Consider the following 21283-nt stretch of genomic DNA (forward strand, 5'->3'; position numbering starts at 1 on the left):
GGAAATTGTAAGGAGGGGTTATATGAAATTAAAAACTGGGTTTCTTTATGATGAAAGTTATTTTTGGCATGATACGGGAAATGGAGCCTTATTTCTTCCACCTGGTGGATGGATAGAGGCAGATGAACATGGTGAAAGTCCAAAAAGCAAACGACGTGTGAAAAATCTATTAGAACGAAGTGGATTTATTAACGAGTTAACGGTAATCACTCCACGGCCAGCTACCAGAGAAGAGATTGAGTTAAATCATATTCCTTCTTATGTGGATAAGGTGAAACAATTAAGTGATACGACAGGTGGAGATGCAGGAGAATTAGCACTTGTGGGCAGGGGCTCCTATGAAATAGCTCTACTATCTGCTGGAGGGGCAATTACAAGTGTTGATGCGGTAATGAAAGGAAAGGTTCAAAATGCCTATGCTCTAACAAGACCCCCAGGACACCATGCGGAAAGAGAACAAGGAATGGGTTTTTGCTTGTTTAATAATGTAGCAGTTGCCGCCCGTTATGCGCGAGAGGAATATGGATTAAAACGTATTATGATTTTAGATTGGGATGTTCATCACGGTAACGGGACTGAAAATGCTTTTTATGATGATCCTAACGTACTGTTTTTTTCCCTTCATCAAGAATTTAATTTCCCACCTGATAGAGGATCTGCTGAAGATATAGGTGCAGGTGAAGGAAAGGGATACAACGTAAACATACCGTTACCAGCAGGGACTGGAAATGCCGGATATTTATATGCGTTAGAGAAAGCAGTTGTTCCTAAAGCGGATGAATTTAAACCAGAGCTCGTTATCGTATCTGCTGGTCAAGATGCAAGTGTTTTTGATCCCCTTGGTCAGATGATAGTTACTGCGGAAGGGTTTGGTGAATTAACTTCTATTGTGAAGGGGATAGCTGAACGTCACTGTGAAGGTCGTTTAGTAGTTTGTCATGAAGGTGGTTATAGTCCTGCTTATGTTCCGTTTTGTACTTTAAAAATAATGGAGTCGTTGAGTGGGTTACAAAGCAAGGTCACAGAGGATCCATACTATGAAGCAATCAAGGGACTGCCTTCAAATGTTTTGGCCAACCATCAAAAAGAAGCAGTTGAACAAGCTGTAAAAGTACATTCCCAAGGTCTATATAATTACAAAAATAACCCAAAGGAGCACAGCTATGAGTAAATCATATCAATTATTTATTGATGGAAAATGGGAAGATTCTTTATCTGGAAAAACATTTGAGTCGATTAATCCTGCGACTGGAGAAGTAAATGGCATTGTCGCTGAAGGAGGGAAAGAAGATGTTGATTTGGCAGTCAAGGCAGGAAGGAAAGCTTTTGAATCTGGCCCTTGGGCTAACATGGCACCCAGTGATAGAGGACGTTTATTAAATAAAGTTGCTCAGGAATTATGGAGTAAAGCAGACTACTTAGCTGAAGTTGAATCCAAGGACAATGGGCTTCCTATTAATGAAACGAAATTTATTGCAATACCGACTATGATTGATGTTCTAGAGTTCTATGCTGGTCTTGCGAATAAAGTTCAGGGAGAAACATTAGCTTCTCCTGCCGGGAGATTCAACTATACACTAAAAGAACCATTAGGGGTGATAGGAGCAATCGTACCATGGAATTTTCCTCTGATGTTAACAATGTGGAAGCTAGCTCCCGCTTTAGCAGCAGGAAACACAATAGTTATTAAACCTGCAGAACAAACACCTATTAGTATTTTAGAAATGGTTAAAATCTTTCAAGAAGTAGGCATCCCAGATGGTGTTATCAATGTTGTACCAGGTTATGGGAATGATGCCGGAGATGCACTTTCTTCTCATCCTGGGGTTGATAAGATAGCATTTACGGGTTCTACCTCCACGGGGAAGTTAATTATGCAGGCAGCAAGCAAAGGTTTAAAGCCTGTTAGCTTAGAACTTGGAGGGAAATCACCCAATATCATATTTGATGATGCGAATATTGAAAACGCTGTCAATGGTTCGATGTTTGGCATCTATTTTGGACAGGGACAAGTCTGTGCCTCGGGTTCTAGATTGTTTGTACAGGACAGTATATATGACCAATTCATGGATGCATTTATTAAGAAAGCAAAAACCATTAAGGTTGGAAACCCGTTGGACCAAACAACACAAATGGGTCCACAAGTTTCATTACAGCAGTTAGAACGCGTTGAGCACTATGTTGCAGCAGGATTAGAAGAAGGGGCTAATCTAGTGATTGGAGGCGAGAGAAATACAACAGAAAACAACGGATATTTCTTTACACCTACCATCTTTGAAAATGTGACCAATGAGATGACAATTGCTCAAGAAGAGATTTTTGGTCCTGTTCTATCGGTTATTCGTTTTAAAGATGAAGAAGATGTTTTGAAAAAAGCCAACGATACCGTATACGGTTTAACATCAGGAGTCTGGACAGAGAATTTAAAAAGAGCACACCGAATGGCAAAAGGCCTAAAAGCAGGAACCGTGTACGTTAATACTTTTAGTATGCTTGATAGTACTGCCCCTTTTGGTGGTACGAAACAGAGTGGGTTCGGAAGGGAATTAGGCATGCAAGCAATGGATATGTATACAGAAACAAAAAATGTATGGGTAGATTTAAATGACGAACATTTCAATTGGTATGGAGTTTAAAACCTTTATTCTTTTTATTAGAAAGAAGAGGGACTTTTCACTAAAACCAATAATAGAGCGTGGGGTCAAGCAATTTTGGCTTGACGCTCGCTCCATCATCAGTGGTTTTCAGGTGGAAATCTTATGATGAAAGAGGAGAAGGGGCTCTTCATTGCTTCAATTTGTGTAATGAAAGAAAAGTAACTATAGAAAAATTATAAAGATATATACATGAGGAGGATTAATGAAATATGAATGCTAAAGAAAAAGATTTCATTAGTGTTGGTGAGCTTTCTGTTGGATTTAGTGAAAATATGATGGAACCGATAGATAAGTTAGTGGGTAAAGAATTTTCGCTTTACTATGAGGATAACAAGAAATGTAAAATATCTTTCATGGATATCGAAGCGCTTAAGTGGTTGATTGAGAATGGGGGAGTTGAAGAAAAATTCACTTGTACTTATACAGCAGTCATGCCAAGAGAGGATATTTATTTTATCGATTTCATCGTTTCATATGGTGATACTAAATCAATTTCTATTGTCCTTGACCTTCGACAAAAAATTGCTACCGTCATTACAAGCGTTCTTCCAACTGAAGAGGAAACGTCAACACCAATGCTTCAACGTGCTGAACGAGGAATGCCACTCACAGCAGTTAATGCATCATTTGAACATGTGTCCATTGACAATCCGATGACCAATCTTACTCCACAGCACGAGAAGACAAAAGATTTAATTGGAAAGACAATTGAATTTGTTTATAGTGCTAAAGATGTCTATGAGCACAATTATTTAAATGAGAATCATTACACCTGGCATTGTACGGCTGGAAATGAAGAAGGTTTGTGTGACAGTGATCGATGCTACTATTATAAACTTGACAATAACCTTTATTTATTTGTCTGGTTAGAAAAGGTTATTCCTACGGCAGGTATTGTGATTGAAGACCTTGATGCCATGCGTTCGTATGGAAAAATCTATGGTTATGAAGGGTATTCGATTGGTCGTGTGTCAAACTTTCCGGTTGGATCTTACGCCAAAATACTTAATAGTAAGGAACAAAGCATGGAACCATAAACGTTTTCTCCCACGCTAAAGTATGATTTTATAATTCCACGCAAAAATTTTAATCCGTTAATGTCTTTGAAAAGGTATAAAAGAACGTGTTTATGTCTCTTTGAAGCTGAATTTTATCGTAGAATACCACATCCACGCTAATTCACACTCGTTTTTGTAAGAAAATGGATTAGCGTGGGTTGAATGATAATAAGTTGCCTGTACCCCTACACGGAAGAAAAGACATAAAATTCATATGTTAGGTGGTTTTATAAAATAATGGGTAATCAATTAAAAAGAACGGTTGGGTTATGGCCTGCAATTGCAACGGTTGTAGGTATTGTTGTCGCCTCCTCTGCAATGGTTTCTTTAGGCCAAGGCTTTGGAATTGCCGGACCCGGTTTTATTATAGCCATGGTTGTTGCAATGGTATTGAATTTATTTGTGGCCTTTTCATTTGCAGAACTCTCATCAATCATTCCACGTGCAGGTGGTATTAACCATTATACACTTCCTACTATGGGCCCTTTCATAGGGATGGTTTCTGTTATTAGTGGCTATGTGTTGGTGAATATGTTTGCCGGGAGTGCAGAAGCTCATATTGCTGGTACAGTTATTCATGACATCTTTGCCCCTTCTGTCCCTCCACTCTTCATTTCGATTTCCCTAATCGTTATATTATGTTTAATTAATATACGCGGGATAGAATTTTATAGCTGGGCACAAATGATTTTAACAGGGGTTATGATTCTTTCATTGGTTGTTATTGGAATTATTGGACTGACAGGTACAGGCAGCGGTGAACCGATCAAAACATCACTGGAATTTAATTCAATGGGGTGGGGAGTACTTGGATTATCAGCATTAGCGTTTTGGTTGTTTGTTGGAATAGAATTTGTTTGCCCAATGGCGGAAGAAATAAAGAAACCAAAGTTATACATTCCTTTGTCCATGATCATGGGACTTTTAATTATTTTAGTGGCTGATTTTATTTTTGGAAACGCTGCCATTCAATATGTATCTTTAGACATTTTAGCGGGATCAGGAGCTCCACATGTTGAGGCATCTACGGCCATTTTAGGAAGAACAGGTCAAATTTGGATTGGGATTGTTACCGTCTTTGCGACAGGAAGTACAATCAACACTCTTATTTGTGCAATTCCACGAATGCTTTATTCTATGGCAAAAAGAGGTCAAATGCCAAAAATATTTGGTAAGTTAAATAAATGGGGAAGCCCATGGGTCGGTATTGTATTCATGTCCAGCCTATTTCTCATTTTCCTCATTGTCGGCGTTACAGGGTCTAGCTCCATCACTACCTTTATATTAGCCGGAGCCTTTTGTTGGATGATTACCTATATCATTGCTCATTTAAATGTAATCATCATGCGTTTTAAGTATCCAAATGTGAAAAGAACGTTTAAGTCACCCTTCGGAATCACCTTTCAAATTATTGGGATCATAGGAATTGTATATATGATGCTCAACATATTCCCAGATCCCGTTGTAAAAGCTCAAATCTATCAATATGCGTTCGTTTTTTTAGTAATTACGATTACTTATTCAGCTTTTTGGGTGAAATTTGCAATGAAACAGAAACTCTTTAAAATTACGCCTTTAGAAGAGCTTTTAAAAGAAAAGACTGAATATTCGGAGGAATATGTAGCTTCGTCTATAGATGAGGAGGATTATGATGAATCGAAATAATAATGAACGACCCGTTGTACTCGTTACGGGGGGCGGATCAGGTATTGGCGCTGCTGCCGCTCGAAAATTGTCGGAAACTCATCACGTTTTCATATGTGGCAGGAGACTTAATCGTATAGAAGATGTTGCCGCTGAAATAAACGGTACTGCTATTCAAGCGGATGTTGGAAATGAAAATGAGGTTGACAATCTAATTAACAAAATAATGGCAGATTTCGGGAGACTAGATGCACTGGTATTAAATGCAGGTATACATCATGAGGGAAAAGTGACTGAAACTAGTATTGAAGACTGGGAGAAAGTCTTACGTATTAATCTTACTTCAGGATTTCTAGTTGCAAAAGCTGCATTACCTTATTTATCACTAAATAGAGGATCAATTGTAACAATTTCATCTGTTGGAGGACTGAGAACGGCACCTTCAGTGCCGGCTTACTGTACCTCAAAGGCTGGTATCATTGCACTTACTCAGTCGATCGCTCTAGATTATGCGGAGAAGAATGTCAGAGCAAATGTAGTATGTCCTGGCTGGGTGAAAACGGAAATGGCTAATGAAGAAATGGGAAACTTAGCTAAAGAATCCGGTGAAACAGTAGAACAAGCTTATGAGCGGGTAACTAACTTAATTCCAGCTCGTCGTCCATCTAACCCGGAGGAGGTAGCAAATACTGTTGCATGGTTAATTTCATCTGACGCTTCTTCCATCACAGGAGCTGTAGTTCCAGTTGATGGTGGATCGTTAATTGTTGATATAGGTATGGCTGCCTTTATGTGATGGGGTGCGTGTCAGCCTTTGCCGGATGGATATTATGACTAACGGTAACGGTAAATTTTACTAGGGGGAAACATAATTGTGGATAATACCCATTCACGTTTTTATGAATATTGGTTAGTGGCTCTTATGTTTTTGGCGTGGGGATTCGTTTTTTTAGACCGAACAGCACTATCTTATATAGTTCCTTCTCTAGTCGAGGACCTAAATTTAACTAATGGAGAAATTGGCCAAATTAATATGTGGCAAACCATTGGTTATGCAATAGCTGGACCATTAATTGGAATCCTATCCGATAGAACTGGAAAAAGAAAGTCATTTTTGGTTGGAGCCATCATTGCAACTTCTGTTTTCTCAGCCTTATCAGCACTAGCGAATTCTTACGCTTCTTTAGTAATAGTACGATTCCTGGTAGGGATAAGTGAAGGACCTATATTACCGTTGGCGATGACCATGGTAGCTATAGCATCAGCTAAAGGACGTTTTGGAAGAAATGCTGGAATTGTTAATTCAGGGGTTGCGGTTATCTCAAGTACCCTTGGTCCAATTTTAGTGACGCAACTTGTTTCAATTACCAATTGGCATTGGGCGTTCATAATAGTAAGTGTTCCAAGTTTTATTTTAGCATTTTTAATCTGGAAATTTACGACCGAAGTACAACCTTCAAAAGTGGACAGAAAGGAAAAACAAGAAAAAACTAGGGTTAATTATCTTCAGATTCTAAAGTATAGAAACGTTGTTGTAAGTCTCTTCATTTCTGTTTGTTGTATGGCTGGTTTATGGATATTATATTCATTTGCTCCACTATATTTAACTTCAGTAGGGAAGTTTTCACTTGGGAAAATGGGATTGATCATGTCATCAATGGGAATTGTGGCCATTTTAACGACTATTGGTGTTCCACTTTTTTCTGATTATTTTGGCAGGAAAACAGCATTGATTTTGTTTTCCTTTTTAGCTGTTTTAGCTCCTGTTGGTTTATATTTATTCCCAAGCGGATGGGGTGGCAGCGGAGCGTTAATTATATTTGGGGGGATTTTAGGTTCCATTGCCCCTATTTATATGAATATTATTCCGGAGGAAACGATGCCTGTTCATTTAACGGCAACTACTAGTGCTTTTATTATTGGAGTAGGCGAAGTGATAGGTTCATTCATATTAGGGGGAGCAGGTACACTTGCAGATTCCTTTGGGTTGTCTTTTGTGATGATAGTAGCAGCGGCAGCAGCATTAATCATGGCAATATTAGGATTTGGTTTGATTGAGACAAACCCGCGTAAAAAACTAAAAAAATCATCAAAAGAAATAGTAGAAAGAGAAGTAGTCGAATCAAAGTAATTAACAGTTTTTTAATTCAAATAACGGCGAATATATCAAACTATTGGGATGTTTAAAAACCTTTTAACTCTTGAATCGCTACAGGATAGGCTGGGTACTTGTCTACTGTTTCACACGAAATTGAGTAAATATGAGAAGCAGCCAACGCTTTCTTAAAAAAGCGCTTGGCTGCTTGTTTATCTCTTGTTCGGGAACATTTCTTGTAATCGAGTGACCATTACTATCCTAATAGTCCTTTTTTTCACGTTAAGAAAGTATAAAAATACTTTCTATAGTATAAGTGCAACTAAGGCGATCGCCAGCGCTAAAGCTTGGTGCTAGCCAAGTTTTCTTTACGTAATTACTGTGCAGATGCTTCGTATTCTTGATTATCCACCGATTGTTCCTCGTGCTTGATCGACAGGGCTCCGAGGATTGACACTAGTGCTGATGCAATCAGGAACCAGAAAGCTGCGCTGTACGTACCGGTTGCGCTGATTAATAAACCCATAACCAATGGAGCTATGAAACCCGCAGCCTGCGCTCCCATATTGACCATTCCCATTGCCGAACCAATTGCTTTTTTGGACAACATTTTATGCGGTAGAGAGAAGGCGACTGTAAAGGCAGTTGTTTTAAAGATAATGCATAAATTCCAGTAAATCATAGCGGGTATAAGCGATGTCGTTGTAAACATCAAATATAAGAATATGGTGGAGATAATCATTCCGATAGCGGCGAAATACTTTTCACGATTCACAAAAAATTTTTCCAATATCGGACCGCTTACAACGACAGCGAGACCGCCTAAAATGCCTGGTAGGGAAGCTGCAAATCCTATTGCAAGTATGTCCATTCCCCGTACATCTGACAAATAGGTAGGCATCCATGTGGCAAGACCCCAGTTGACAATGCCTGCACCAAACCACATAATGACAATTTTCCACAGCGCCGCGTTCCTTAACAATTCCTTTAATGGTACTTTATTTGTCATTTTCATTTCATCCGATGTGCCCGACTGATTCGGGGGACGAAATTTAAACCAAAATACGAGGGCCATTAAAATGCCAACGGCTCCAATAATAACGAACATCATTCTCCATCCAAACCAAATCAACATCGGGGCAGCCACTAATGGGGCAAGGGCAATACCAAAATAATTGGATGACATCATCGTCGCTGATGCTTTTGACCTTTCGTTCCTCGGGAAGAAGTCGGAAATCCCTTTTTGACTTGCTGAAGGATAACCACCTTGCCCGATTCCGAAAAGAAAACGGATCACAATCAAAGAAACCAACCCCCAGGCCAAACCTGTCATTACAGTAAAAGCCGACCAAACGATAATAGACAAGAGCACAATTTTTCTTGACCCGAACTTATCACTTAACCAGCCGCCTGGAATTTGCATGATTGCATAGGCGAGAAAAAAACTGCTGAGAACAACACCCACTGTCGCCGGATCCAGATTGAAATCTTCCTTGATAGACACGATAGCGACACTCATAACCATTCGATCCAAATAATCCAACAGCCAGCCTACGAATAATAGTCCAAGAATAAAATGTTTATTGGGAGCTTTTGCGGTAAAAGCCGACATATTTTTCCTCCTTCTATACCTTGATATATCATTTGGCTCAATAAGAATTTCTTCCTACCTGTTTAAGGTTTTTCTTGATCAGTTGAATACCGATCCTTTATTTCAATAAAATTCAAATCCTTCTCCCCGTTGTGAAGGATGATCCCCTTAACAACTTTCAAAACACCTACTGCATCGTTTAAATTCAACAGTTCCACAGGGGAATGCGAATACCTCCGGGGTGTGGCTACAATTCCAAGTGGTACGCCACCATTCGTTAATGCTAATTTAGCCGCATCAGTTGTATAGGCATCTCCATTTAGTGTAAGGTACTGTATCGGTACATTCGCTTCTTCCGATTGTTCCACTATGATTTCTCTTACCTTCGGATGAATGTACGTAAAAGCCATTGCGGCGACGCCGTCGGAAACAGGACAAGCGGGTCCTTTTCCAATGTAAACAGGGAGTGACTTTTCCGTGTCAATGTCCGGTACATCACCCGCTGGAATCGTGTCGAGAACGATGGCGTAATCTGGTTTGATCGTATCACCTACCATCACAGCGCCTTGAAGCCCGACTTCTTCCCGAACCGTGACAACACCAAATAAGGTACCGGCAAAGTCATTACCTTTCAATTCATGGAACAATTCGATTAAAATCGCGCAATTCACCCTGTTATCGATCGATTTCGTACAGATGAGGTCTTTATCATGCATTTCCATAAAATCACTTTGAAAAACAATGGGGTCTCCAACTTTAATACCCATGTTTTCCACCTGATGTTTTGATGCAGCGCCTACATCGACATAACATTCACGAACGGTTTTAACCCGCTTACTTTCTTCCGCTGTTTGCATGTGACCTGATTTCACACCAATGATACCTGGGATTTTATTTGTTGTAATCCATACTTTTCTTCCTTGTAATAGTGAGTCAGGAACTCCGCCAACCTTATCAAACACAATAAAACCATTCTCCAAGATGTTTTTGATACAAAAACCAACTTCGTCAGAGTGTGCAGATACCATTAAGTTAGGGCCAGGTGCTGTACCATTTTTAACTGCGATGACGTTACCGTTATTGTCCACTTTCACCTCATCGGCAATCAAAGACAGATGTTCATACAAATATTTGACGACTTCCTGTTCTGAACCGGAAACCCCAACCAATCCCGTTAAATCTCTAAGGCGATTTTTTATTCTTTCTTTCATGATTATGTTCCCCCCTTTTTGTATTTAGACATTTGTTTCTATTTTTACGTGGTCAGGTTTGACTCCACCGTCGGAAAGATAATTGAAAACAGCCGAAATGAACAGCTTTCCGATTAGGAGCATTGAGCGCTCATCGACGTCAAATTTCGGATGATGGTGTGGATAGGTTGCATTAATTTCATGGTTTTGACCGCCAACAACGAAAAATGTACCCGGTACTTCCTTAACGTAATAGGCGAAATCTTCTCCACCCATTACCTGTGGAACATGTATGACTTTTTCTTCATCTACAAGACACTTTGCCAGATCTTCCACCCTTTTTGCTTCTACCGGATGATTCCACAATGGAGGATATCCCTTGGTGTATGTATAATGTGAAGTCGCCCCGGCCCCCTCACATGTTGATTTTGTGATTTGTCCAATCGCCTTCTCGATTTGGTCTCTGATATCGTCATCAAACGTGCGTACCGTGCCGGTGATTTTTGCAGTATCTGGGATAACATTGAAAACTTGTCCCCCGTTAATTGAACCCACCGTAACAACTGCTGGTTTTATCGGGTCAATACGTCTTGATACGATTTGTTGCAGGTTTGTAACCAGTTGACTCCCAAGTACAACCGGATCTACCCCAACATGAGGCATTGCAGCATGTCCGCCTTTTCCAAAAATCTCAATTTCAAATGCATCGTACGCAGCCATGGCATGCCCTTCTCTGATACCTATTTGTCCTAGTGGCAAATTTGACATGACATGCGCCCCGTAAACCACGTCTACACCGTCAAGACAACCGTCTTCTATCATGAATTTGGCTCCGCCCGGAAGTTGTTCTTCTGCAAACTGATGAATAAAAATGACGGTACCTTCAATCTGATCCTTTACCTCACTAAGTACTTTTGCAACCCCGAGCAAAGCAGCGGTATGAAGGTCATGCCCACAGGCGTGCATGACACCGGGTACACGGGATTTGTATTCAACTTCCTTTTCATCCTGGATAGGGAGGGCATCGAAATCAGCTCGTAAAGCTACTGTCTTACCTGGTTTTTTACCTTTTAACACACCCACAACCCCTCTGCCGCCGACCCCGGTTCTTACTTCAAACCCAAGATCTATTAAAAAGTCAGCGACTTTTTTTGGTGTGTTTTCCTCTTGAAATGATAATTCAGGATACATATGGAGATCCCTACGAAATTTTACTAACTCCGGCTGTAATGTTTCGAGTTTCGCAAATAGTTTTGCAAACATTCGTATCACTTCCTTTTAGTACTTTTTGTTATTTCTATAATAGGCTTTAAAAATAAGTTTGCTTAGAATCATGCGCTGTTCCCCCATTGATGTCGCCGACATGGTTTTATTACCCCCTTTGTTCACCACTCCAAACAGAACATCCGGTACAGTAGTCGGACCAATATCTCCAAAAAAACAAAGAAACCCTAGCAATATTCAATTAGACTGTACTGTTTGAATTGTAAAAGTGAAACACCGAGTATATGTCCCCCCTTTTTAAAAAAGCGCTTACAATTTGGCGATAATCAACTGTCGACTGTTTCTTATTCCTCATCATAGATAAAAAAACTTAGAAATGCAAACACTTTTTCAAATTTTCTAAATTCTTGAATAATGAATTGATTTGTTGTACAATTTAACCGACAGTCGACAATGGGAACGTTAGGAGGTCTTACTGTGAGTCCCCAAAATCTAAATCATAACGCATTATCTAATCATATTGCTGAACACATTACCGAACAAATTCTCACAGGAGAATTGCAGCCTGGGGACAAAATTGTTGAGAATACGTATGCTACCGAGTATGGAACGAGTCGTGCTCCGGTTCGTGAAGCCATATATCTCCTCACAATTGAGGGATTGGTTGAGCGAATTCCTAGAAGGGGAGCCGTTGTAAAAGAGCATACAGAAAACGAAATTTATGATTTACTCGAAATAAGAATCATGCTTGAATCCCTTGCCATGAAACGGATTAAGGAGAACGGGATCGACGAAGAGGTTCTGAAAAAAATGGGAACGTTATATCAGGAGATGAGTGGGGAGAAAGATATAAAGCGTTACACCCAGCTTAATCATACCTTTCATCTGTGTTTTATTGAAATGAGCAAAAGTGAAACGATTAAGAAAATGTACAACCGTTTAGAATTACCATTACTGAGGGTACAGAATATTTCTTTTGCAACTGAAGGAAATATAGTGAAGTCAGTTAGAGAACATTTTGCCCTTGTGAATCTTCTTAAGGAAGGCAAAATAGAGAAAGCGACAACCGTCTTGCAGCAACATAACCAGGATGTAATCACAAGCATTCAAAAGCGACTTTTTGAGCAACAAAGCCAGGATCCCCAATATGATGTGTATTAGAAGGAAGGGTAGAGTTACCTTCTTTCTTTAAAAATATATTTAGTCGACTGACGACCAAATTGGTTCGTGTACAGAAAGGACGATAAGATGACTACTGCATTTCTTTTCCCTGGTCAAGGGTCACAACATCCTTATATGCTACGCGATTTGCCTGCTCACCCTGTCATCACTAGAACATTAGCAGAGGCTAGTGAGGAATTAAATGAAAGCGTTGCCTTTTGGGATGCAGAATCGGAGTTGGAGTCGACTGTAGCCGTTCAGGTATGTCTACTTGTCTCTGGAGTGGCATCGGCACGTCTGTTGAAAGAAGAAAAGGCTTTTCCTGATTTTGTTGCTGGCCATTCTGTTGGAGCTTTCGGAGCTGCCGTTGTTGCCGGTGCTTTAGATTTCAAAGATGCGGTTCGATTAGTCAGGATGCGCGGCGAGTGGATGGAAAAGGCATTTCCAAAAGGGTATGGAATGGGAGTTGTATTAGGACTCAGTGAAGTACAGCTGAAAAGGTTAATAGATGTCCACGTAACTAAAGCGAACCCTGTTTATCTTGCTAATATAAATTGTCCACGCCAAATGACAATAGCTGGAGCCATTCCAGATTTGAGAAGGTTTATGGAGTTAGCTCTTGCAAACGGTGCCCAAAGGACGGAACTCTTGGATGTGAGTGTACCGTCACATTGTCCACTACTACATGAAGTCTCTTTATACCTAGAAACGGAGCTTCAACGTATTTCCTTTAGAGACCCCGATATCCCCTATGCAAGCAACCGTACTGCTAGAGTTTTAAAAACAGGTGAGGCTATTAAAAAAGACTTGGCATGGAATGTATCCCATTCCGTTCGATGGCACGAAGCAATATGCTTGTTATACGAGTTGGGAACTCGATTATTCGTTGAAATGCTGCCTGGAAATGTGCTTATGGGACTTGTGAAAAATGCTTTTCCAACGGCACGAGCACTTTCAATATCAGACAATGGTATGAAAACAGCTGCCATTCTTGTTCATCGTACACGAAATAACTAAATGGAAGGGAACGAATGGGCATGACGGATATTACGCAAACAGATCAAACCAATAGAAGTTGGACAACAAGACGGGATGCCAAAAATAGACGGATGAATAGAGTCATGAACATTACAGGCGGAAGGGTAATACCAACGGATCGAATCATTGAAGTCTTAGAGGAAGTTCTTGTTCCAGGTGACCGAGTAGTATTAGAGGGGAATAACCAAAAACAGGCGTCATTCCTTTCTAGTGCACTTGCTCAAGTGAACTCTGCTAAGGTCCATGATCTGCATATGATATTATCTAGTATTTCAAGGCCGGAGCACTTGGATATCTTTGAGGCTGGTATTGCAGAGAAAGTGGATTTTGCTTACGCCGGCCCTCAAAGTCTTCGGATGGCCCAGATGATTGAAGATAAAGAACTAACCATGGGAGAAATCCACACATATATCGAATTGTATGGACGTTTATTTATTGACCTAATTCCTTCAGTAGCACTAGTTGCCGCTGATAAGGCTGATAGGAAAGGGAACCTATTTACGGGTGCAAATACAGAAGAAACACCTACGCTTGTAGAAGCTGCTGCATTTCGAGATGGTATTGTCATAGCTCAGGTAAATGAAATTACAGATGATTTGCCTCGAGTGGATATCCCTGGCTCGTGGATTGACTTAGTTGTTGAAGCGGATGTCCCGTATCAATTGGAACCACTTTTTACAAGAGATCCAAGGCATATTACGGATATACATATTTTATTAGCTATGATGACGATCCGTGGTATTTATGAAAAACATCAAGTACAGTCTCTCAACCATGGAATTGGTTATAATACGGCAGCCATTGAGTTGTTACTCCCTACCTACGGGGAATCATTAGGATTGAAGGGTAAAATCTGCAAACATTGGGCGCTAAATCCTCACCCTACCATGATACCAGCCATCGAATCAGGTTGGGTAGAAAGTATTCATTGCTTTGGGGGAGAAGTGGGAATGGAGGATTATATTTCGAAGCGCCCTGATGTGTTTTTTACTGGCCAAGATGGAAGTCTTCGTTCAAATCGAACTCTTTCTCAGTTGGCAGGTCAATATGCCGTTGATTTGTTTGTTGGTTCTAGTCTGCAAATAGATTCTTATGGAAACTCTTCGACAGTTACTAAGGGAAGGCTTGCTGGGTTTGGAGGAGCTCCGAATATGGGTCACGATCCTGGGGGAAGAAGGCACTCCACTCCAGCATGGTTAAATATGATAAATTCTGATGAGCCACTTGTACGAGGAAAGAAACTAGTGGTTCAAGTAGTAGAAACACACCTAACAGGTAATACACCTGTTTTCGTAGAATCCTTAGATGCGATTGATGTGAAAAAAGATGCCGATCTAGCTATAGCTCCAGTTATGATTTATGGGGATGACGTTACTCATATTGTAACAGAGGAAGGCATCGCTTATTTATATAAAGCTAAGAGCTTAGAAGAACGACGAGAAGCTATAGCTGCTGTTGCTGGAGTGACTCCCGTAGGTATTAAGCATTCTCCAAGGAATATTGATCGTCTTCGGCAAGAAGGTATTGTGGCGTGGCCTGAAGATCTAGGTATCCGTCGAACAGAGGCCAATCGCTCGTTGCTTGCCGCGAAAAACGTTGAAGAGCTAGTGGAGTGGTCAGGAAGACTCTACCAACCTCCAGAAAAATTTCGAAGCTGGTAAAAGGAGTGTGAATCCATGACTTGGAGTAATTCAAAAGAATGTCGTGAACAACTTAGTGACTGGGCTGTTCAGGCCCTCATTGAAGAGGCTGAACTCGCACCTAAGCCAGGACTTGTCGATTCAGAGGACAAAGGCTCACACTCGGATATGACGTTTGATTTAATGATTCGTTCGGCTAAGTCTTTACGAGAAACCTTTGGATCGATTGCTAAGCTTTCCTACTTGGAGGATCCTACTCAACGGCTTCGTGAAGAAATAGCTGCCATCGGGCGTAATGGCGAAAGAAAAATGATGCATGTCACTGATGGTATCAACACGCATAAAGGAGCGATCTGGGTGCTTGGTCTTCTGACATCTAGTGCAGCAGTGAACCAACCGGGTACGGACATCAAGCGTATTGTTCATACGGCTTCTAAGCTTGCTTGCTTTCCAGATCGTTATAATCCCAACATTCCAACCCATGGTTCTAACGTTTATGCAAAATTTGGAGTAAAAGGAGCTAGGGGAGAGGCTCAATCAGGTTTCCCTCATCTCATAAATGTTGCATTACCTAAGCTTGTGGAATCAAGGGAAAGAAGCCTTCCTGAATCCCTGGCAAGGTTAGAAGCTCTTGTGGTATTGATTGCCTACTTAGACGATACATGTATTCTTTATCGAGGCGGATTATTCGCTTTAAAGATGGCTAAGGAAAAGGCGAAAGCTGTATTGCAAAGTGGAGGGGTGTCCACCTCAAAAGGATGGATGAAATTAAAAGAACTTAATCAAACGTTGATACAACTTAATGTTTCTCCTGGGGGAAGTGCAGATTTGTTAGCTGCGACTTTATTTCTCGATCAGTTACGAAACGTTCGTTTTGTCGATAAAAAAGCCATATCTACTATTTAAAGGAGGGCGTCCATTGGAAACAATGTTTTTTGAATATCCAGCCACAAAAGAATTAGCAAACAAAGCGCATGTAGGTGTAGTTGGGTCTGGAGATTTAGAAGTACTGGTTATTCCTTCCGATGAACCTCGAACCAAAGTGGAAGTAAGAACAGGCATGACAGGATTCGATGAGACCTGGGGAAAGGTCCTCGGGCGTTTTTTTAATCAATACGCAGTACAGGCTAACATACAAGTGAACGATTTCGGAGCAACTCCTGGGGTTGTCTCCTTACGATTAGCTCAAGCTTTGGAGGTGAGTGGAAAATATGAACGTGCTTAAGGTAAGCTTTGTTGAATTGAATGCACGGGAACGCATAAAATCTTTATTAGATGAAGGGACGTACCGTGAATTACTTGACCCTTTTGACGGTTTCGAATCCCCCCACTTAGAACGCCAGAATATCGTCCCGCAAAGTGATGATGGTGTAGTGATAGCCAAGGGTGAAATAAACCAACAACCAGCCGTTATCATTTCAATAGAAGGAAATTTTCAAGGCGGAGGCATTGGAGAGGTTTCGGGAGCAAAAATAGCAGGTGCTCTTGAGTTGGCTCTCCGGGACAACAAAGAGGGTATCCCTACCCGTCCAATCCTATTGTATGATACAGGAGGCGTTAGACTTCAAGAAGCTAACTATGGCTTGTTGGCTATAGCTGAAATCGGCGCTGCGATGGTAGCCTTACGAGAATATACTTCTGTCATTGGGGTGATTCCAGGTAAAATCGGCTGTTTTGGAGGGATGTCATTAACAGCAGGATTATGCAGTTCACTTGTAATGACTAAGGAGGGAAGGCTCACATTAAATGGACCGGAAGTGATTGAACAAGAAGCCGGAATAGAAGAATTTGATTCTCAGGATCGGCAATTGATATGGAATACAATTGGGGGAGAACAGCGCTATTCATTGGGATTTGTCGATAAACTCGCCGATGATGATGTTGAGTCGATCAAAAAAATCATCGTTAATCAGCTAGACCATAAAGACACTCATCGTTTTCGAAGTGAGCAAGTTGATCTTTATCGCTCTCGCATTCAAAAAATAGATCCTTCCCAGCTGTTGTCTCCATTAGATGTGCGAAGGGTGTGGAACGAAACGGTAGCGGAAAAACGAGCTGGAGATGAATCTGATCGATCTGAGGAGAACCCTGATGAAAGCAGGGGGAGAACTTGGTTTACAGGTTTGACCGATACAGCGAAAAGTGATGATGTACCTTCTGTCTTGTGTACGGACAAAACAGTTGGGGACGAACGCATCCGCTATATTGCCGTTGTACCAGATTCGAATAACCGCTTCCCCCGTGCTCGTAAGGGAGAGGTAGGATTGGAAGAGGGATGGGCCATTGCCCACTATGTAAGAGAAGTGATTGAGCAGGATGAAGATGGAAACCGTCGGGCCATTGTTGCGATTGTTGATGTTCCTAGCCAGGCTTATGGATACAATGAAGAGTTACTAGGGTTGCATCAAGCGGGTGCCGCAGCAGTTGATGCTTATGCTAAAGCTAGGCAAGCTGGACACCCTGTTATCACCCTAATTGTAGGTAATGCAATTTCCGGCGCATTTTTAACTCATGGTCTCCAGTCTAATCATATACTTGCCTTAAATGACGAGGGCGTGAACATCCATGTCATGTCGAAGCAATCTGCAGCCCGTATTACACGTCGTACCATTGAAGAGCTTGAGAAAGCTACTAAAAAAATACCTGCTATGGCTTATGATGTTGTATCTTTTGCTACCCTTGGTGCCCTTCATGAACTGATTGATGGGGTGGAGGCAAGTCATCCAAAATGTGAAGATATTGAGAAAATAGAAGGTAGAATCATAGCAGCAATAGCCAGTGCCCGATCAGGGCCATTAGATTTAAGTAACCGTCTGCAATCTCTACAAGCAATAGATAACCGATTAGCATCAATTAAAGTCAGAGAGAGGTTAAAAGAGTTATGGTAATCAAACCTCATGATCTATTGAGAATTAGAAATACAACAGAGCTTAAAATATGCCCCGCTGTTCCTTATTGGGTTACCAAGTCTTTGAAGTCTATCCCTTTTGTCGTTGTCCGCCGCGCACCAATTATAGAAGGAAAGATCCCTATAGGGGTGCGTGGTAAACAACGTAATCAACGATTTGGAGCCTATATAGCACAGGAAGATGTAATAGAACATATTTCCCCAAATCAAATCGTTTTTAAAAGAAAATGGATGAGGAAGGTACGAAATGATCCAATGCCTGCTCTTCAGGCATTGGATCGTGTGAATGGTATACTTAAATCCTTTAAACTTTTGTGGGGGCCTACAGGGAGCGTAGGGTTTGAGATAGCTAGTGACAGTAATATAGTTACAAAGAGTAGTGATTTAGATATAATCGTTTATTCTGAAGATGTTTTGCCCATAGAAAAGGCCAAGAATCTGATGTTTAAACTCAGCCAACTTTCTGTAGTGGTAGATGTGCAAATTGAAACACCAAATGGAGCCATATCTTTAATGGAGTATGCACGAAATGAGTTTCCTATTTTATTAAGGACCAAAGAGGGGCCAAAGTTGGTTAACGACCCAAGTCTTTTGTGACCAAATTAAGCCTTAATTAAATAGGAACAGGGCATTCTTTCATTCAATACGCTTTAGGACGCGCACTTGATGCTTTGTATAAAGCAAAACCCTGGAAAGTGTACTCGACGTTGTCCCTATCAACCTGCCGGAAACTGGGATTACCGATCGGCAACCTTCATAATGATACCACCTCTTATTCCGTTTATGGTGAGTAAGAAACACAAGAGGAGACAACCGAAAAAACAACGGAAGATCTTCGCATTACCTATGGATATAGTAAGCAACATCGTCCCGATTTAAAACAGATTGTGCTTGGCATGGGTGTCACACCGGAACGTATCCCGATCTTAACTAGTATCGAAAACGGAAATACCGATGACAAGAGTTGGAATCTAACCTTCATTCAAAAGCTCCGATATAGAGGAGCTTGATGAGTATCCGTATCGTTTCGTTGTGGTCTATTCCGACAAATTAAACGAACAAAAGGAGAAAACCTTTCAACGTCACTTGAAAAAAGAACGGACAACACTCGAAAAAGCGATCAAAAGATTCGAGGACACTGTCTACCATTGTAGAGCCGATGCGGAAGAAGCGTTGGAAGGGTTTCAAAAAAACAACAACAGCCGTTATTTTGACTATTCATTCGTTCTAGAACCTGAAGAACACATCGAAAAAAGAACCAAAAGAGGGCGGCCAAAAAAGGAAGAAACACCGAATGTCATCACGGTGTACCGTCCCCAACTCCAATACTGGAAGGAAAGCGAGGAGGTCCTGGAAGAAAAGAAACGAAAGATGAGCACGTTTGTTTTGATCACCGATAAACGGAATCACAGAGAGATTTCTGATTTAGAAATTCTTCAAACGTACAAAGGGCAAGAAGCTGCCAAGACGCGTTTTCGTTTATTAAAGAGTCCCCAAATGATTGATGGTTTCTTTGTGAAAAAACCGAGTCGGGTTGAAGCGTTAGGGATCGTCTTTGTGATGGCACTTTTGATATATGGCATTCTGGAACATCGGGTAAGAGAAAACATGAAGCAAGAAGAAAAACCACTGGTGTTAGCAGGGAATCGTAAACTGTTTCGGCCAACAGGACAAGTATTGTTAAAACAACTTCAAGAAATCAACGTCATTTACATCCGTCAAAACGGTCAGATTCTTCGCTTTCTTCCGGATAACATTGGTGAACAAACCGGCTATGATCTTACCATCTATGTGTCGAAACAAGTAGAAAAAATCGTGAACTAACCCGATCATCCAAGATAAGTATGGAGGGATGCTGTCGAATAAAAGGGAATGATTCAGAACAAGATCGAAAAAAGAAAAAAACGAACCACACCTAAAACCGCACCTAAAAATTAAGCAGAAGTTCGCCTCTCAGGTGCGGAATGTGGGATATAAAAAAAGGAAATGCTGAATATGAGAAGTATTGGAGTAAAATAGGCAGTCTACCACTTTTAAGTCGGTTGACTGCCATTTCTATTAATCTCACATTCCAACGATATAAAAAGCCTAGTTAGCTTTTTAAATTTATTAAATTAACTCTTTATACAGGCTCTAATTGGGAAAAAATATGGTCAACGAACAGAGAAACAAGATAATTATTAGACTGTTCTTTATGCCATATTACGTCTAGATTCAAAGATAAATAAGTTGAATTGAATGGAACCGCAACTAACAGACCTTCCTCAACTTCCTCTCTTATAGAAAAACGTGGGATGTATGCTATTCCTTGTTTTTCAATCACCATTCTTTTAGTAATTTCAATACTGTCTGTTTCCAAGATGATGTTAGGTTTTATAGTATGTAAGAACGTATTAACCCTTTCCTTTAATGAATTATCACTATATAAAAGTATTAATTTTTCATTTATTAAATCCTCTACATTTACATTATTTCGTAAAGCGAGAGGATGTTCTGGATAAACCACCAATGTAAAATGGTCCATAATTACTGGCTTTGAAAAGAGGTATTTATGATCCAGAGAACGTGTAATTCCAATATGAGCGATATAGTTTAATACTAAATCGCCAATTTCACTTGTATGTCCTGTTTTTATTTTCAACTTGATATCAGGATATTTTTTTTGAAATGTTATAACGTGAGGGACGAACGTAGAAACAGCATGAATGGTCATACCTATTGTTAATTCTCCTTTAATTTTGTTTCGAAGTTGTTGTATGGCAACTTTACTATTATTCCATTCACTTAAAATTTTAATAGCAGATGGAAGAAAAGTTTTTCCTGCCTCTGATAAGATCATTTTTTTTCCCGAACGTATAAATAAAGGCTCACCCATCTCTTTCTCTAATGAATGAATTCTGCTAGACACAGAGGGTTGAGTTAAAAAAAGAACTTCTGCAGCCTTACTCACATTTTCCATTTTAGAAACACATATAAAAGCTTCAATCCACTGTTTATTGATGGGAACGGCCCCCTGTTTTACTCAATTTGAACTACTGTTTACCCATTACTTTAGCACACCTTTTTTTAAAAACATA

18 protein-coding genes and 1 pseudogene are annotated in these 21283 nt (G+C 40.4%); 14 read left to right on the top strand and 5 right to left on the bottom strand.

Going from position 1 to position 21283, the window contains the following annotated elements; genetic code table 11:
• Positions 1-22 precede the first annotated feature (22 nt).
• The 6 genes from NON16_RS04300 to NON16_RS04325 all read left to right on the top strand — a co-directional run bounded on the left by NON16_RS04300 (position 23) and on the right by NON16_RS04325 (position 7490).
• Entirely contained in the window at positions 23-1171 is a 1149-nt protein-coding gene (locus NON16_RS04300) for a class II histone deacetylase (RefSeq protein WP_257347370.1), read from the top strand.
• Positions 1164-2636 (top strand): aldehyde dehydrogenase family protein, encoded by a 1473-nt coding sequence (locus NON16_RS04305; RefSeq protein WP_257347371.1) that lies wholly within the window; start codon positions 1164-1166, stop codon positions 2634-2636. The genes NON16_RS04300 and NON16_RS04305 overlap by 8 nt, the downstream gene beginning before the upstream one ends.
• A gap of 230 nt (positions 2637-2866) precedes the next feature.
• Positions 2867-3694, top strand: a complete 828-nt coding sequence (locus NON16_RS04310; RefSeq protein ID WP_257347372.1) for a molybdenum cofactor biosynthesis F family protein — start codon at positions 2867-2869, stop codon at positions 3692-3694.
• A 258-nt stretch (positions 3695-3952) separates the two neighbouring features.
• Complete coding sequence (locus NON16_RS04315) at positions 3953-5380, top strand: APC family permease (RefSeq protein WP_257347373.1); 1428 nt, start codon at positions 3953-3955, stop codon at positions 5378-5380.
• Positions 5367-6155 carry an SDR family NAD(P)-dependent oxidoreductase gene (locus NON16_RS04320; RefSeq protein ID WP_257347374.1) on the top strand — a complete coding sequence of 263 codons (789 nt, stop codon included), beginning with the start codon at positions 5367-5369 and terminating at the stop codon, positions 6153-6155. The genes NON16_RS04315 and NON16_RS04320 overlap by 14 nt, the downstream gene beginning before the upstream one ends.
• Positions 6156-6233: 78 nt before the next feature.
• Positions 6234-7490 (top strand): MFS transporter, encoded by a 1257-nt coding sequence (locus NON16_RS04325; protein ID WP_257347375.1) that lies wholly within the window; start codon positions 6234-6236, stop codon positions 7488-7490.
• A 61-nt stretch (positions 7491-7551) separates the two neighbouring features.
• On the opposite strand, the pseudogene NON16_RS04330 reads toward NON16_RS04325, so the two are convergent.
• The 4 genes and pseudogenes from NON16_RS04330 to NON16_RS04345 all read right to left on the bottom strand — a co-directional run.
• Positions 7552-7683: pseudogene (locus tag NON16_RS04330) on the bottom strand (DDE-type integrase/transposase/recombinase); the annotation flags it as partial.
• Positions 7684-7830: 147 nt separating this feature from the next.
• Positions 7831-9066 carry an MFS transporter gene (locus tag NON16_RS04335; protein ID WP_257347376.1) on the bottom strand — a complete coding sequence of 412 codons (1236 nt, stop codon included), beginning with the start codon at positions 9064-9066 and terminating at the stop codon, positions 7831-7833.
• A 62-nt stretch (positions 9067-9128) separates the two neighbouring features.
• Positions 9129-10256, bottom strand: a complete 1128-nt coding sequence (locus NON16_RS04340) for a M42 family metallopeptidase (RefSeq protein ID WP_257347377.1) — start codon at positions 10254-10256, stop codon at positions 9129-9131.
• Positions 10257-10280: 24 nt separating this feature from the next.
• Positions 10281-11498: an amidohydrolase gene (locus tag NON16_RS04345; RefSeq protein WP_257347378.1), complete on the bottom strand. Its 1218-nt coding sequence runs from the start codon at positions 11496-11498 to the stop codon at positions 10281-10283.
• Positions 11499-11936: 438 nt separating this feature from the next.
• On the opposite strand from NON16_RS04345, the gene NON16_RS04350 reads away from it, so the two are divergent.
• From NON16_RS04350 to NON16_RS04385, 8 genes are all read left to right on the top strand, one after another.
• Positions 11937-12620 (top strand): GntR family transcriptional regulator, encoded by a 684-nt coding sequence (locus NON16_RS04350; protein WP_257347379.1) that lies wholly within the window; start codon positions 11937-11939, stop codon positions 12618-12620.
• Positions 12621-12707: 87 nt separating this feature from the next.
• Complete coding sequence (locus NON16_RS04355) at positions 12708-13637, top strand: ACP S-malonyltransferase (protein ID WP_257347380.1); 930 nt, start codon at positions 12708-12710, stop codon at positions 13635-13637.
• A gap of 20 nt (positions 13638-13657) precedes the next feature.
• A complete protein-coding gene (gene mdcA / locus NON16_RS04360) occupies positions 13658-15319 on the top strand; it encodes a malonate decarboxylase subunit alpha (protein WP_257347480.1) in 1662 nt (553 codons plus the stop codon).
• 15 nt (positions 15320-15334) lie between these two features.
• Positions 15335-16204, top strand: a complete 870-nt coding sequence (locus NON16_RS04365) for a triphosphoribosyl-dephospho-CoA synthase (RefSeq protein WP_257347381.1) — start codon at positions 15335-15337, stop codon at positions 16202-16204.
• 13 nt (positions 16205-16217) lie between these two features.
• Entirely contained in the window at positions 16218-16523 is a 306-nt protein-coding gene (locus NON16_RS04370; protein WP_257347382.1) for a malonate decarboxylase subunit delta, read from the top strand.
• Positions 16510-18186 carry a biotin-independent malonate decarboxylase subunit beta gene (gene mdcD, locus NON16_RS04375; protein WP_257347383.1) on the top strand — a complete coding sequence of 559 codons (1677 nt, stop codon included), beginning with the start codon at positions 16510-16512 and terminating at the stop codon, positions 18184-18186. Before NON16_RS04370 ends, mdcD begins: the two co-directional genes overlap by 14 nt.
• Positions 18180-18803 carry a malonate decarboxylase holo-ACP synthase gene (locus tag NON16_RS04380; RefSeq protein ID WP_257347384.1) on the top strand — a complete coding sequence of 208 codons (624 nt, stop codon included), beginning with the start codon at positions 18180-18182 and terminating at the stop codon, positions 18801-18803. The genes mdcD and NON16_RS04380 overlap by 7 nt, the downstream gene beginning before the upstream one ends.
• A 399-nt stretch (positions 18804-19202) precedes the next feature.
• Complete coding sequence (locus NON16_RS04385; RefSeq protein WP_425589724.1) at positions 19203-20030, top strand: IS1634 family transposase; 828 nt, start codon at positions 19203-19205, stop codon at positions 20028-20030.
• A 298-nt stretch (positions 20031-20328) separates the two neighbouring features.
• Here the strand turns inward: NON16_RS04385 and NON16_RS04390 are convergent, their stop codons facing one another.
• A complete protein-coding gene (locus NON16_RS04390; protein WP_308216586.1) occupies positions 20329-21207 on the bottom strand; it encodes a LysR family transcriptional regulator in 879 nt (292 codons plus the stop codon).
• Between the last annotated feature and the right edge of the window lie 76 nt (positions 21208-21283).

It is taken from the genome of Pseudalkalibacillus decolorationis (assembly GCF_024609785.1).
GTDB lineage: Bacteria > Bacillota > Bacilli > Bacillales > Fictibacillaceae > Pseudalkalibacillus > Pseudalkalibacillus decolorationis.

Bases quoted from the DNA above. Each gene is read 5' to 3' on its own strand.
- NON16_RS04300 (WP_257347370.1), top strand. From the start codon at position 23: ATGAAATTAAAAACTGGGTTTCTTTATGATGAAAGTTATTTTTGGCAT.
- NON16_RS04305 (WP_257347371.1), top strand. From the start codon at position 1,164: ATGAGTAAATCATATCAATTATTTATTGATGGAAAATGGGAAGATTCT.
- NON16_RS04310 (WP_257347372.1), top strand. From the start codon at position 2,867: ATGAATGCTAAAGAAAAAGATTTCATTAGTGTTGGTGAGCTTTCTGTT.
- NON16_RS04315 (WP_257347373.1), top strand. From the start codon at position 3,953: ATGGGTAATCAATTAAAAAGAACGGTTGGGTTATGGCCTGCAATTGCA.
- NON16_RS04320 (WP_257347374.1), top strand. From the start codon at position 5,367: ATGAATCGAAATAATAATGAACGACCCGTTGTACTCGTTACGGGGGGC.
- NON16_RS04335 (WP_257347376.1), bottom strand. From the start codon at position 9,066: ATGTCGGCTTTTACCGCAAAAGCTCCCAATAAACATTTTATTCTTGGA.
- NON16_RS04340 (WP_257347377.1), bottom strand. From the start codon at position 10,256: ATGAAAGAAAGAATAAAAAATCGCCTTAGAGATTTAACGGGATTGGTT.
- NON16_RS04345 (WP_257347378.1), bottom strand. From the start codon at position 11,498: ATGTTTGCAAAACTATTTGCGAAACTCGAAACATTACAGCCGGAGTTA.
- NON16_RS04355 (WP_257347380.1), top strand. From the start codon at position 12,708: ATGACTACTGCATTTCTTTTCCCTGGTCAAGGGTCACAACATCCTTAT.
- mdcA (WP_257347480.1), top strand. From the start codon at position 13,658: ATGACGGATATTACGCAAACAGATCAAACCAATAGAAGTTGGACAACA.
- NON16_RS04365 (WP_257347381.1), top strand. From the start codon at position 15,335: ATGACTTGGAGTAATTCAAAAGAATGTCGTGAACAACTTAGTGACTGG.
- mdcD (WP_257347383.1), top strand. From the start codon at position 16,510: ATGAACGTGCTTAAGGTAAGCTTTGTTGAATTGAATGCACGGGAACGC.
- NON16_RS04380 (WP_257347384.1), top strand. From the start codon at position 18,180: ATGGTAATCAAACCTCATGATCTATTGAGAATTAGAAATACAACAGAG.